The organism is Thioclava kandeliae (assembly GCF_040297545.1).
Lineage (GTDB): Bacteria > Pseudomonadota > Alphaproteobacteria > Rhodobacterales > Rhodobacteraceae > Thioclava > Thioclava kandeliae.
On the sequence record NZ_JAYWLC010000003.1, the window covers coordinates 129,906 to 142,396 of the forward strand.

The 12,491-nt window shown below is 63.4% G+C and carries 13 protein-coding genes; 10 read left to right on the forward strand and 3 right to left on the reverse strand.

The features are described 5' to 3' along the window. Nucleotides 1–2: 2 nt before the first annotated feature. Entirely contained in the window at nt 3–320 is a 318-nt protein-coding gene (locus VSX56_RS05250; RefSeq protein ID WP_339114568.1) for a DMT family transporter, read from the forward strand. On the opposite strand, the gene speB is transcribed toward VSX56_RS05250, so the two are convergent. Next, nucleotides 317–1,273 (reverse strand): agmatinase, encoded by a 957-nt coding sequence (gene speB, locus VSX56_RS05255; protein WP_350935375.1) that lies wholly within the window; start codon nt 1,271–1,273, stop codon nt 317–319. The two genes, VSX56_RS05250 and speB, sit on opposite strands and share 4 nt — an antisense overlap. A gap of 63 nt (nt 1,274–1,336) precedes the next feature. Next, nucleotides 1,337–2,293 (reverse strand): AraC family transcriptional regulator, encoded by a 957-nt coding sequence (locus VSX56_RS05260; RefSeq protein ID WP_339114566.1) that lies wholly within the window; start codon nt 2,291–2,293, stop codon nt 1,337–1,339. 204 nt (nt 2,294–2,497) lie between these two features. On the opposite strand from VSX56_RS05260, the gene VSX56_RS05265 reads away from it, so the two are divergent. The 6 genes from VSX56_RS05265 to VSX56_RS05290 all read left to right on the forward strand — a co-directional run bounded on the left by VSX56_RS05265 (nt 2,498) and on the right by VSX56_RS05290 (nt 8,990). Beyond that, complete coding sequence (locus tag VSX56_RS05265; RefSeq protein WP_339114565.1) at nt 2,498–3,928, forward strand: APC family permease; 1,431 nt, start codon at nt 2,498–2,500, stop codon at nt 3,926–3,928. 29 nt (nt 3,929–3,957) lie between these two features. Beyond that, nucleotides 3,958–5,106: an ornithine cyclodeaminase family protein gene (locus VSX56_RS05270; RefSeq protein WP_350935378.1), complete on the forward strand. Its 1,149-nt coding sequence runs from the start codon at nt 3,958–3,960 to the stop codon at nt 5,104–5,106. A gap of 70 nt (nt 5,107–5,176) precedes the next feature. Then, nucleotides 5,177–5,599 carry a RidA family protein gene (locus tag VSX56_RS05275; RefSeq protein WP_350935380.1) on the forward strand — a complete coding sequence of 141 codons (423 nt, stop codon included), beginning with the start codon at nt 5,177–5,179 and terminating at the stop codon, nt 5,597–5,599. A gap of 12 nt (nt 5,600–5,611) precedes the next feature. Then, nucleotides 5,612–6,904 (forward strand): NAD(P)/FAD-dependent oxidoreductase, encoded by a 1,293-nt coding sequence (locus tag VSX56_RS05280; RefSeq protein WP_350935382.1) that lies wholly within the window; start codon nt 5,612–5,614, stop codon nt 6,902–6,904. A 198-nt stretch (nt 6,905–7,102) separates the two neighbouring features. Then, nucleotides 7,103–7,981 (forward strand): dioxygenase family protein, encoded by an 879-nt coding sequence (locus tag VSX56_RS05285; RefSeq protein ID WP_350935384.1) that lies wholly within the window; start codon nt 7,103–7,105, stop codon nt 7,979–7,981. 106 nt (nt 7,982–8,087) lie between these two features. Beyond that, nucleotides 8,088–8,990, forward strand: coding sequence for a LysR family transcriptional regulator (locus VSX56_RS05290; protein WP_350935386.1), 903 nt, complete (start codon nt 8,088–8,090; stop codon nt 8,988–8,990). Here the strand turns inward: VSX56_RS05290 and VSX56_RS05295 are convergent. After that, nucleotides 8,974–9,732: an IclR family transcriptional regulator gene (locus VSX56_RS05295; protein WP_350935388.1), complete on the reverse strand. Its 759-nt coding sequence runs from the start codon at nt 9,730–9,732 to the stop codon at nt 8,974–8,976. The two genes, VSX56_RS05290 and VSX56_RS05295, sit on opposite strands and share 17 nt — an antisense overlap. A gap of 105 nt (nt 9,733–9,837) precedes the next feature. Here VSX56_RS05295 and VSX56_RS05300 point away from each other — a divergent pair, with 105 nt between their 5' ends. The 3 genes from VSX56_RS05300 to pcaF are packed head-to-tail and all read left to right on the forward strand — an operon-like array spanning nt 9,838 to nt 12,433. Next, nucleotides 9,838–10,557 carry a 3-oxoacid CoA-transferase subunit A gene (locus tag VSX56_RS05300; protein ID WP_339114558.1) on the forward strand — a complete coding sequence of 240 codons (720 nt, stop codon included), beginning with the start codon at nt 9,838–9,840 and terminating at the stop codon, nt 10,555–10,557. Further along, nucleotides 10,557–11,237 carry a 3-oxoacid CoA-transferase subunit B gene (locus VSX56_RS05305; protein WP_350935391.1) on the forward strand — a complete coding sequence of 227 codons (681 nt, stop codon included), beginning with the start codon at nt 10,557–10,559 and terminating at the stop codon, nt 11,235–11,237. The genes VSX56_RS05300 and VSX56_RS05305 overlap by 1 nt, the downstream gene beginning before the upstream one ends. Then, nucleotides 11,234–12,433, forward strand: a complete 1,200-nt coding sequence (gene pcaF / locus VSX56_RS05310) for a 3-oxoadipyl-CoA thiolase (protein WP_350935393.1) — start codon at nt 11,234–11,236, stop codon at nt 12,431–12,433. Before VSX56_RS05305 ends, pcaF begins: the two co-directional genes overlap by 4 nt. The last annotated feature ends 58 nt before the right edge of the window (nt 12,434–12,491 follow it).

Sequence of the window (12,491 nt, forward strand, 5' to 3'; positions counted from 1 at the left end):
ATATGGCATGGATACAGCTCGCGCTTGCGGGGCTTCTCGAAATCATCTGGGCGGTCGCGATGAAGAAATCGCACGGGTTCACGATATTGGTGCCGAGTGTGGTGATGCTGGTCTCGGTGCTGGCCAGTTTCGCCATGCTGGCACTGGCGATGCGGTCGCTGCCGCTCAGCACGGCCTATGGGGTCTGGTCCGGCATCGGGGTGGTGGGCACCTTCATCCTTGGCGTTACCTTTCTAGGCGAGGAGATCAGCCCGCTCCGGCTGTTGGCCGCAGGGCTGATCATCGCAGGCATCGTGCTGATGAAACTCACCACGCCCTAACGGGCCAGCCGATGCGCCTCCGATTTCGGCAAGGCGCAGAGCATCTCGTAAAGCAGGTTCGCCGCAATCACCGCCGTATTGCCCGAAGGGTCATAGGGCGGTGAGACCTCGACCAGATCGCAGCCCACCAGATTGAGACCGGCACAGCCGCGCACGATCTCATAGGCCTGCCATGTGCTCAGCCCGCCCGGCTCCACCGTGCCGGTGCCGGGTGCGAAAGCCGGATCGAGGCTGTCGATATCGAAGGACAGATAGACCGGCGCATCGCCCACACGGGCACGCACCTCCTCCATCAGGGGCTTCATCGACTGGTACCAGCACTCCTCGGCCTGCACCACGCGCCAGCCCTGCGCCCGCCCCCAGTCGAAATCATCCGCCGCATAGCCCGTGGCGCGCAGCCCGATCTGGGTGACGCGGTCATTGATCAGGCAACCATCCTCCCACGCGCGGCGGAAGGGGCAGCCATGGGCTATGGTCTCGCCGAACATCGCCTCGTTGGTGTCGGAATGCGCATCCACATGGATCAGCGCGACCGGCCCGTGCTTCTTGGCCATCGCCTTCAGGATCGGCCAAGTCAGCGTGTGATCCCCGCCCAAGGTCAGCGGGATCGCGTCATGGCTCAGCAGCGCGTGATAGTAGTCCTCGATGATCTGCACCGATTTCTTCAGATCGAATGTGTTGATCGGCACATCCCCAATATCGGCGACCTGCATCGCCTCGAAGGGGGCGGCACGGGTGGCCATGTTATAGGGCCGGATCATCCGGCTCTCGGCGCGGATCTGGCGGGGGCCGAGCCGTGTGCCTGCGCGGTTGGAGGCGCCGATATCCATCGGGATCCCCACGAAACAGGCATCGAGCCCCTGCGCGTTTTCTTGAGCGGGTAGGCGCATCATCGTGGCAGGGCCGCCGAAACGCGGCATACTGTTGCCGCCCAAGGGTTGGTTATAGGTCATGAGACTCCTCGCATATCAACCGGCAGGGCGAGCCTAGGCCGCACCGAACGGTGATGCCAGCGCTTAGGGGCGTCTTTTCATGGCGGTGGGGCTTTGGCCCGTCCAGCCCTTATAGGCGCGCCAGAAGGCGGTGCCATCGGCATAGCCGAGGGTTGCGGCGATAGTCTCGATGCTTGTTGTGCCATCGGCAAGCAGCAGACGGGCGCGTTCCTCGCGGTAATCCTGCACGATCGCTTTCAATGAGCGGCCTTCCGCCGCCAGATTGCGCTGCAACGTGCGGGGCGAGGTCTGGAGCTGGCGCGCCACGCTTTCCAGCGTGACCGGTTTTACCCCCAGCATCAGCATGACCAGCGCACGGACCTGATGGGCAAGGCTCTGCCCGCGACCGGCCTCCTCGATCAGCCCCGCCAGATGGCGGTCGATCAGATCCAGAAGATCGGGATCTTCCTCGCGCATCACGCGGGTGGCGGCCTGCATATCGATCAACAGCATATTGGCGGGTTGCGAGAACAGGACGGGCGCCTCGAACCAGCGTTCGATCTGCGCGGGCGGATCGGGGGCGGGATGGCTGAAATGGACCTCCAGCGGGCGCCAGCGCAGATCATAGCCGCGCCGTATCAGCGCGCAGATCCCCGCAAGGGTGAATTCGCTATCCTGCCGTTGCGGGCTCTGGTGTGGTGCGGTGATCATATAGCGAAGGCTCGCATGGGGCGCGTCCTGCTCGAGCGTGACCTGCGTGCCGCCCTGCAGCGCCGCCGAATAGCGTGCCAGACTCTCGAGCCCCTGAAGGATGGTGGCGCAATGCGCCGCGCGCAGCCCCATCGGTCCGAAACTGCCCGGCCGGACCTTGGCCCCCAGCCGCAGCCCCAGATTGGGATCGCCCAGGATCTCGGCGGCTTCCTCGAACAGACCCAGATAGGCCTGCAGCGAAACCGGCGCATACCCATCCTCCAGCACCCGCGAATCAAGGCCGTGGCGCGCGAGGAGTTTTCGCAAAGCGCCCATGTTTCCATCAAACATATCGAAAATCGGCTTAAGAATTATAGCCCTGATGGATAGCGGATTTGGCAAGGGTGCGGCTTGGGCTGACAAAATCTCCTCCTGACCGATCTATAACGCCATTTGACGTATATTATCGGATTTATGGCGCGGCTGGCAATGGTCGATACGGGGTCTGCCCCGCACCCAAGAGACAGACCAACATAAAACAACAGGGATGTAACCATGACTGACGCTACAGCCGGAAGCCGGCTCCGCGGCAATTCTATCGGACTTGCCCATATCGTTTTCTTCGTCGTCGCGGCAGCGGCGCCCATGACCGCAGTGGTGGGGGCGACCCCGCCCGCCTTCGCCTTTGGCAACGGCACCGGCGTGCCCGGCGCCTTCGTTCTGGCGGGGCTGCTCTATCTGGTCTTCTCGGTAGGCTACACCGCGATGACGCCCTATATCTCCGGCGCGGGCGGCTTTTTCAGCTATATCTCCCGAGGCATGGGGGCGGCTGCAGGTGTCGGCGGTGCGCTGATGGCGCTTCTGGCCTATTTCGCGATCCAGATCGGGATCTACGCGCTTTTTGCTGTCTTCATGGCTGCGACGCTCGCACCTTATGGCATCGAGCTGCCGTGGTGGGTCTGGTCGCTGGTGGTGCTGGGCGTCGTCGTCTATTTCGGACGCCGCAACATCGCCATCTCTGGGCGCATCCTTGGCGCGTGCATGCTGGCCGAACTGGCGATCCTGCTGCTTCTCGATATCGCGATCCTGTTCCACGGTGGCGGGCCGGAAGGCTTGACGCTGTCGGGGTTCCGCCCCTCCGAGGTGCTGGCCCCCGGTCTGGGTGTGAGCATGGTCTTCGTGCTGGGCGCCTATGTAGGCTTTGAAGCAACTGCGATCTTTGCCGAGGAAGCCCACCGCCCTGAGCGCACCATTCCGCGTGCCACCTATGTGGCCGTCCTGCTGATCACGCTCTTCTACGCTTTCTCCACATGGGCGATCAGCCAGTATTACGGGCCGTCGCAGGTGCGGGGGGCAGCCGAAGCCTCGCTTGAAGGGTTCTACTTTGATGCGGCGGCGGATCTGTTGGGACCGTGGTCGGTCACGGTGATGAACCTTCTCCTGCTGACCAGCCTCTTTGCCTGCCTTCTGTCCTTCCATAACACGCTCAACCGCTACTTCTACACGCTGGCCCGCGAGAGCCTGATCTGGCGCAAGCTGGCGCATATCCACCCCGAGCATGGCTCGCCGCATATGGCAGGTCTGGTGCAGGCGGGGCTGGTGGCGGTGATCCTGATCGCCTTCGCGATTGGCGGGGCCGACCCCTATATGACCGTCTTCTCGTGGATGGCGGGGCTTGCGGTGCTGGCGATTTTGGCCACGCAGATCCTCGTCTCGGCCTCGGTGATCCGCTTCTTCCGCATCAATACCCATCGCCGTTCGGTCTGGGTGGTGCTGGTGGCGCCTGTGCTGGCGACACTTGGACTTCTGGCGGCCTTCGCCTTGGTCAGTGGCAATATCTCCATGCTGACGGGCAGCGAGAGCGCCATCGTTCTGGCCTTCCCCCTCCTTGTGATCGCCACGGGTCTGGGCGGCGCGCTGATCGCATGGGGCATCAAGGCCCGCAATCCCGCGCTCTATTCCAATCTTGGCCGCAGCTTCGACTGAGCCCTGTGTTTCCTGAAAGGATCTGTCTTATGAAAGACCTCCCCAACCTGCCGAAGATCGACTTCCTCTATCTGTCCGAGCCCGACATGATCGCGGCTGGCGTCACCGATATGCCCGCCTGTGTGGATTGTATGGAAGAGATGTTCGCGCTTCTCCACCATGGCGATTACCGCATGGCTGGCCCCAATAGCGACAGCCACGGCGCGATGGTGACCTTCCCCGAGAATTCGCCCTTCGAGACCATGCCCAAACCCACGGCAGACCGCCGCTTCATGGCGATGCCGGCCTATCTGGGCGGCAGCTTCTGCACCGCGGGCGTGAAATGGTATGGCTCAAATATCGCCAATAAGGACAAGGGCCTGCCGCGCTCGATCCTGATGTTCACGCTCAATGATGCCGATACCGGCGCGCCGCTGGCCTATATGTCGGCCAATCTCCTGTCGGCCTATCGCACGGGGGCTGTGCCCGGTGTGGGCGCACGCCATCTGGCGCGCAAGGGCTCGAAAGTTGTGGGCATCTTCGGCCCCGGCGTGATGGCGCGCACGACCCTTGCGGCCTTTATCGCGGCCTGCCCCGAAATCGACACGGTAAAGGTCAAGGGCCGTGGCCAGCGCTCCCTCGATGTCTTCATCGACTGGGTCAAAGAGAACTACCCGCAGATCACCGATATCCGGATCGTCGACGATATCGAGGCGGTGGTGCGTGACAGCGATATCGTCACCTATTGTGCCTCGGGCGAGGTCGGCAACCCCGATGACTACCCGATGGTGAAGCGCGAATGGGTCAAGCCCGGTGCCTTCCTTGCCATGCCCGCACCGTGCAATTTCGATGCCGGAATGGAGGCCGATGATGTGCGCAAGGTGCTCGATAATACCGGCCTTTACGAGGCGTGGTATGAAGAGGTGCCCCATCCCGCACATAATGTGATCCCGCTCGTGGGCGTGAAATTCATGGATATGATCGCCGCTGGCACCATGGCGCCCGAGGCGCTCGAGGATCTGGGGGCGATCGTGGCGGGCGCCGCCGATGGCCGCCGCAACGAGGAGGAGATCATCCTGATGTCGGTGGGCGGCATGCCTGTCGAGGATGTGGCATGGGGCACCGTGCTCTATCGCAACGCGCTCGCCCGCGGCATTGGCACCAAGCTGAACCTCTGGGACGAGCCCGTCCTGCGCTGAGCCAACCGAAATCCCCCGACTTCCCCTGCGTGCCGAACCGCGCAGGGGCCTTTTTCCCGAAAGACACCAGATGACCCAGATCACCAAAATCAAGACCGGCTCGAAATTCGAGGATCACGCCAGCTATTCGCGCATCGTCGCGGTGGATAACTGGATCTTCGTGTCCAACACCGCGGGCCGCGACCCCGTGACCAAGGAGATCCCCGAGGATGTGGGCGCGCAGACCCTGCAGGTCTTTGCCAATATCGAACGCGCTCTGGCAGCTGTGGATAGCGAGCTGGGCGATGTGGTTGCCAGCCGCGTCTTCATCCAGACGCCCTCGGATACCGAGACGGTGATGACACTGATCGGCGAGAAATTCCGCGGCATCGACCCGACCACCACCGTGACCTGCCCGCCGCTCGGCTCGAGCGTCTATAAGGTCGAGATCGAGGTGACCGCCTATCGCGGGGCGGCAAAGGCCGAGACGGTCTACAAGACCGTGGCGATCTGAGGGAGAGCACCGATGGCGCCACTGATCGCACCCGTCACGACCTCCACCGAGCTTCCCGTGCGCACCGAAGTCGTGATCATCGGCGGCGGCATCGTGGGGCTGAGTGCGGCCCTTACGCTGGCCGAGCGCGGCATCCCTGTGACCGTGCTCGAAAAGGGCCGGATCGCGGGCGAGCAAAGCTCGCGCAATCTGGGCTGGGTGCGCAAGACCTCTCGGGCTGCGGCCGATATCCCGCTGGCACTGGCCGCCGACCGGCTCTGGCAGGAGATGCCCGCACGCACGGGGATGGATGTCGGCTACCGGCGCGAGGGTATCCTGTTTTGCGCCCGCACCGAGGCCGAGATGGCCGCGCATGAGGCATGGGCGGCCTCGGTCGCGGGGCTGGGGCTGGGCGCGCGGCTTCTGAGCCCTCGGGAGATTGCGGCACTGGTGCCGGGCGGTGCGGCCAACTGGATCGGTGGCGTCACCACGCCAAGCGACGGGCGCGCCGAGCCGACCCTTGCCTCCAGCGCTATCGCCAAAGCCGCCTTGGCCAAGGGCGCGGTGATTGTCGAAAACTGTGCTGTGCGCGGGCTTACGACGCAGGCAGGCCGCGTGAGCGGGGTAATGACCGAGCGCGGCGAGATCGCCTGCGCACAGGTGCTGCTGGCAGGCGGGCTCTGGTCGCGCCGGTTGCTCGGCAATCACGGGATCTCGCTGCCGACATTGCCGCTGATCTGTTCGGCTTTCCGGACCGAGCCGATGGAGGGGCCGAGCGAGGCCGGTGTCGCGGGGCCGGATTTCTCGTTCCGTAAACATATCGATGGCGGCTTTGTCATCACGCAGCGCGCGGCGCTGTCCTGCCCGCTGGTGCTCGATCATCTGTTGCTGGGCCATCGCTATCTGTCCACTCTCAAGGCCACGGCGGGGCTGTTGCGGATCACGCTCAATCGCCAGAGCCTTGACGATCTGCGTCTGGCGCGGCGCTGGCGAATGGATCGGGTCTCGCCATTCGAGAAGACCCGTGTGATGGACCCGCCGACATTGCCCGCGCTGAACGCCGAGGCGCTCGACAATCTTTCCCGCGCCTGGCCGGTCTTCAAGGATGCGAAGATCGCTCAGGGCTGGGCAGGGGTGATGGACATCACGCCCGATAGCCATCCGGTCATCGGGCCGGTGGCAAGCCTGCCGGGGCTGGTGCTGGCCACGGGGTTCTCGGGGCACGGGTTCGGCACCGGCCCAGCAGCCGGACAGCTCGCCGCTGATCTGGTCACAGGGGCTGCACCCTTGGTCGACCCGCATCCCTACCGGTTCGACCGGTTCTAATCGCCGCGCGGCAGAGGCCATGATCTGCCGCGCGGCTCTCTCCTGGAGGCACTTTGTCTCTTCGCCGTGGTTAATGTTGCGCTAGGGTATTGCCGGATACCGCGTGCGGCATTGGCGGCGGGGCGCCGGATGGTGATGATCAGCCATCAACGGCACCTTGGAGGAGGTGCCCATGTCAGACGGTGAGGAGGACCAAACATGGCTACCAATCTGAACATTGAGACAGTGACCGATATCGTGATCAGTGCTATCGGACAGCATGGCGAGATTACCGACCGCCAGCGCGAGCTGATGACCGCTCTTGTGCGTCACCTGCATGATTTCTGCCGCGAGACCAAGCTGCAGCATGACGAGTTCCTTTATACCTGCGAGTTTCTGGCCCGTACCGGCCAGATGTGCTCCGAGAAGCGTCAGGAGTTCATCCTTCTGGGGGATATCCTCGGCGTCGAGATCCTTGTCGATATGCTGTCGAACCCGACCGAGGAGGGCGGCTCCGACAGCTGCATCCTGGGCCCGTTCTACCGCGAGAACCCGCCGGTCCTGCCCAAAGGCGCCTCCACCGTGCAGATGGCCTTCGAGGGTCAGGAGACGGTCTATTTCGAGGGTCATGTCCTTGATGCCGATGGCAAACCGCTCGAAGGTGTGCTGCTCGATGTCTGGGAAGACGCGCCCAACGGCCTTTACGAGAACCACGACCCGAACCAGCCCGAATATAACCTGCGCGGGCGTTTCATCACCGACGAGAAGGGCCATTTCGCCTTCCGTGCGCTGCGCCCTGTGCCCTATCCGATCCCCAATGACGAGTCGGCAGGCGAGCTGATCAAGGCGATGGGTCACCACCCGTTCCGCCCCGGTCACATCCATTTCATGATCGCCAAAGAGGGGTATCGCCCCTTCATCAGTCAGGTCTTCGACAGCTCGTCGGACTACCTCGAGGAGGACTCGGTCTTTGCGGTCAAACAGAGCCTGATCGCCGATTTCAAACCGGCACCCGAGGGGATCGATCAGGACCTCTATGTCAATTTCGATTTCGTCCTGACCCGCGCGGCCAAAGAAACCGCGCTGGCGGCAGAATAAGCGTCCTCCCACGACGCCAAAGCCTCGCAAGGAGGCACCTGCACCCCGCCGCGCCTCTTGCGGCGGGGTTTTGCGTGGGGTTAACTGAGGGGCAGGGAGAGGGTGGATGAATCTCAAACAGTTGCGCTACTTCATGGCGGTGGCCGAGGAACTGCATTTCGGTCGTGCGGCCGAGCGGCTCGGGCTCGCGCAGCCCCCGCTCTCGCGCCAGATCAAGCAGATCGAGGAGGATCTGGGCGCGATCCTTTTCAACCGTGGTCGCAACGCGGTGTCGCTGACGCAGGCGGGGGTGCGGCTGCGCGATCGCGGGCGGCATCTACTCGGCGAGTTCGACGATATGTGCCTCGAGATCCGCCGGATCGGGCAGGGGGCCGAGGGGCGGCTCCGGATCGGGTTCGTGGGGTCTGCGACCTATTCGATATTGCCCAATATCATCAAGAGCTTCCGCGCGGCCTATCCCGATGTGGCGCTCTCGCTGCTGCCGATGAACAATGCCCGCCTCTATCGCGCGTTGATCGGGCGCGAGATTGATGTGGGTTTTGCGCGGCCCGCGCTGAAGGATGCCGAGTTGATCACCCGCAAACTGATGGACGAGCCGCTGATCGCCGCGATCCCCGATACTTGGGATACGGGGGTGGGGCCTGCGCTGTCTCTGGCCGCGCTGGAGCGTCCGACCTTCCTTCTGTATCCCGAATTTCCGCGCCCGTCCTACGCCGATTTCGTGCTCGACGGGTTGGCGGAGTTGAAGATTGACACCTCGCGGCGCAGCTTCACCATGGATCTGCAGACGGCGTTGAGCCTTGTGGCGATTGGCGAGGGGATCTGTATCGTGCCCGGTTCGGTGGCGACGGCGCCGCGTCAGGGGGTGCGCTATATGAAGATCGCCGAACCCATGCGGCAGACCGCGCTATCGGTGAATTTCCGGATTGATGAGCAGGGCGTACATGCCCATAACTTCGTGACCCTCGCCCAGACCGTGGCCCGCAAGCCGTTCAAAGCATCCGCCTGAGGCCCGATTGCACCTTCTGGAGCGCGGGCAGATATTCCCTGATAATCGCCGCCATGTCACCATGCAGCGCGGCAAAGCCGGTATTGAGGGCGGCCACCACCCGCCCGCGCGCATCATATATCGGCACCGCCAGCGAGCGCAGGCCCAGCTCGACCTCCTGATCGATCGTGGCATAGCCCTGCGTCCGCACCTGCGCGATCACCCCCAATATTTCCTCGGGGTCGGTCAGGCTGCGTGGGCTGCGCGGCGTCAGGTCCGAGGCGTCGAGGGTGGCGCGGGCCTCGGGCTCGGGCAGGGCCGCCAGCAGCACCCGCCCCATCGAGGTGCAATGCGCAGGCAACCGCGATCCGGGCATCAGCCCAATGGACATCACCCGCCGCTGCGCCGCCCGCGCCAGATAGACGATCTCTGTCTCGTCCAGAATCGCCACCGAACAGGATTGCCCGATCTGGTCGGAGAGCTGGTCGAGCCATGGCTGCACCACCTGCGCCAGCGGCATCGAGGCCAGCGCCCCCATGCCGAGCCGCAAGACCCGTGGCGTCAGGCTGAAGAACTTGCCGTCATACTCGGCATAGCCCTCGTGATGCAGCGTCAGCAGGCAGCGCCGCGCGGTGGCACGGTCGAACCCCGTGCGCGCGGCCACATCGGTGATGGCAAGGCGCGGTGTGTCGGCCCCGAAACATTCCATCACCTTCAGCGCCTTGGCGAGAGACCCGATATGGTCGGTCGGCTTGTTCAACATGCGAACAAATTCTCCGTCATTATGAACAAAGATCAATATACGAACAATATCCCTTCTCGGGTGCAGGTCGCAAGCGTAATGTCCGCGCCAATTAGGAGGACTTACATGGACAAGACTGTTTCGTCTGTGGCCGCAGCCGTCGCCGATATTCCCGACGATTGCGTGCTGATGATCGGGGGCTTTGGCGGGTCGGGCGCACCGATCGAGCTGATCCACGCATTGATCGACCGGTTCCGCGCGACCGGCAGCCCGAAAAACCTGACCGTGGTCAACAACAACGCCGGTAACGGGTCCATCGGGATCGCGGCGATGATCAAGGCGGGCATGGTGGGCAAGATGATCTGCTCCTTCCCGCGCTCGTCGAATGCCGAAGCCTTCAACGAGAAATATCTCGCGGGCGAGATCGCGCTGGAGCTGGTGCCGCAGGGCACGCTGGCCGAACGTATCCGTGCCGCAGGTGCGGGTATCCCTGCCTTCTACACGCCGACCTCTTTCGGGACCGAGCTGGCCGAGGGCAAGCCCGTCGAGGAATTCGACGGCAAATCCTATGTGCAGGAACGCTGGCTGAAGGCCGATTTCGCGCTGATCAAGGGCCATATCGGCGACAAGATGGGCAATATGACCTATCGGATGGCAGGGCGGAACTTCAACCCGCTGATGGCAATGGCCGCAAACCGCACCATCGCGCAGGTTTCCGAACTGGCCGAACCGGGCGCAATCGACCCGCAGGAAGTCATCACCCCCGGCATCTTCGTGGATGCCATGGTCGAGGTGAAAGACCCGCAACAGGAAGAAGTCCTTGTCCGGACGGGAGTGGTCTACTGATGCTTGATATGAAACTTTCCAACGCGCAGATCGCATGGCGCGCGGCGCAGGATATCGAAGACGGCTCCTATGTGAACCTCGGTATCGGCTTCCCCGAGATGATCGCCAAGTTCCAACCCGAAGGCCGCGATGTGATCTATCACACCGAAAACGGTGTCTTGGGCTTTGGCGAGGCACCGCCCGCCGGTGAAGAGGACTGGGATCTGATCAACGCGGGCAAGAAGGCCGTGACGCTGAACCCCGGTGCCGCTTTCTTCCACCATGCCGACAGCTTCTCGATGGTGCGTGGCGGCCATCTGGATCTGGCCGTGCTGGGCGCCTATCAGGTGGCCCAAAACGGGGATCTGGCCAACTGGCGCGTAGGCTCCAAGGGCGTGCCCGCCGTGGGCGGTGCGATGGATCTGGTGCATGGCGCCAAACGCGTGGCCGTGGTCACCGACCATGTCACCAAGGATGGTAAGCCGAAGCTGGTCGAGGCCTGCAGCTTCCCGTTGACCGGTCTGGGCAGTGTGACCCGCGTCTATACCTCGCTTTGCGTGGTGGACATTGTCGACGGCAAGTTTGTCCTGCGCGAGAAACTGGCCGCGATGTCGATGGAAGAACTGCAATCCTACACTGGTGCGACACTCCATGTCGAAGGCAGCGTGGGTGAACTGGCTGTACCGGAGGAGCTGGCATGACCGAAGTCTATATCTGCGACTATATCCGCACCCCGATCGGCCGGTTTGGCGGGGCATTGTCGAGCGTTCGTGCCGATGATCTGGGGGCGATCCCGTTGAAGGCTCTGGCCGAGCGCAACCCTTCGCTCGATCTCGCGCAGATCGACGAGGTGATCTTTGGCTGCGCCAATCAGGCAGGCGAGGATAACCGTAACGTGGCGCGCATGTCGCTTCTGCTTGCGGGCTATCCCGAAACGGTGCCGGGCACCACGATGAACCGTCTTTGCGGTTCGGGCATGGATGCGATCATCACCGCCGCCCGCGCGATCAAGGCGGGCGAGGCGAACCTCATTGTGGCTGGTGGTGTGGAATCCATGTCGCGCGCGCCCTTCGTCATGCCCAAGGCGACTTCAGCCTTCTCGCGTAGCAATTCGGTCGAGGACACCACCATCGGCTGGCGTTTCGTCAACAAGCTGATGAAGAAGATGTATGGCGTGGATTCGATGCCCGAGACGGCAGAGAATGTAGCCGAGGACTTCAATATCTCGCGCGAGGATCAGGACGCGTTTGCCCTGCGCTCGCAGGCTGCCGCTGGCCGCGCGATGGAAAGCGGGCGGCTCGCGCAGGAAATCGTGCCGGTCACCATCCCGCAGCGTAAGGGCGATCCGGTGGTTGTCGATACCGACGAGCATCCGCGCCCGCAAACCACCCTGGAGGCGTTGCAGAAGCTGAAGGCCTTTGTGAAAGAGGGTGGCACCATCACCGCAGGCAATGCGTCCGGTGTGAATGACGGGGCGGCGGCGCTGATCCTCGCCACCAAAGAGGCCGCCGAGGCCAATGGTCTGACCCCCATCGCCCGCGTGCTGGGCGGGGCCACCGCAGGGGTTGCCCCGCGCATCATGGGCTTTGGTCCGGCACCGGCGTCGAAGAAGCTGATGGAGCGTCTGGGGCTGGCGCAGGACGACTTCGCGGTGATCGAGCTGAACGAGGCCTTTGCAAGCCAGGGGCTGGCCACGCTGCGCGACCTGGGGATTGCCGATGATGATGCCCGCGTGAACCGCAATGGTGGCGCGATTGCTCTCGGGCACCCGCTTGGCATGTCGGGTGCACGGATCACCGGCACCGCGATGCTGGATCTGAAGCCGGGCGAGAAGTCGCTGTCGACCATGTGTATCGGCGTGGGGCAAGGGATCGCGATCGCGCTCGAGCGCGTCTGATCCACCGCAATTGCAGAATGGAAAAGGCTGGCGGAGACGCCAGCCTTTTCTTTTGGAG

Coding starts and splice junctions, on each gene's coding strand:
- VSX56_RS05300 (WP_339114558.1), top strand. CDS start 9,838: ATGGACAAGACTGTTTCGTCTGTGGCCGCAGCCGTCGCCGATATTCCC.
- VSX56_RS05290 (WP_350935386.1), top strand. CDS start 8,088: ATGAATCTCAAACAGTTGCGCTACTTCATGGCGGTGGCCGAGGAACTG.
- VSX56_RS05275 (WP_350935380.1), top strand. CDS start 5,177: ATGACCCAGATCACCAAAATCAAGACCGGCTCGAAATTCGAGGATCAC.
- speB (WP_350935375.1), bottom strand. CDS start 1,273: ATGACCTATAACCAACCCTTGGGCGGCAACAGTATGCCGCGTTTCGGC.
- pcaF (WP_350935393.1), top strand. CDS start 11,234: ATGACCGAAGTCTATATCTGCGACTATATCCGCACCCCGATCGGCCGG.
- VSX56_RS05250 (WP_339114568.1), top strand. CDS start 3: ATGGCATGGATACAGCTCGCGCTTGCGGGGCTTCTCGAAATCATCTGG.
- VSX56_RS05280 (WP_350935382.1), top strand. CDS start 5,612: ATGGCGCCACTGATCGCACCCGTCACGACCTCCACCGAGCTTCCCGTG.
- VSX56_RS05270 (WP_350935378.1), top strand. CDS start 3,958: ATGAAAGACCTCCCCAACCTGCCGAAGATCGACTTCCTCTATCTGTCC.
- VSX56_RS05260 (WP_339114566.1), bottom strand. CDS start 2,293: ATGTTTGATGGAAACATGGGCGCTTTGCGAAAACTCCTCGCGCGCCAC.
- VSX56_RS05265 (WP_339114565.1), top strand. CDS start 2,498: ATGACTGACGCTACAGCCGGAAGCCGGCTCCGCGGCAATTCTATCGGA.
- VSX56_RS05305 (WP_350935391.1), top strand. CDS start 10,557: ATGCTTGATATGAAACTTTCCAACGCGCAGATCGCATGGCGCGCGGCG.
- VSX56_RS05295 (WP_350935388.1), bottom strand. CDS start 9,732: ATGTTGAACAAGCCGACCGACCATATCGGGTCTCTCGCCAAGGCGCTG.
- VSX56_RS05285 (WP_350935384.1), top strand. CDS start 7,103: ATGGCTACCAATCTGAACATTGAGACAGTGACCGATATCGTGATCAGT.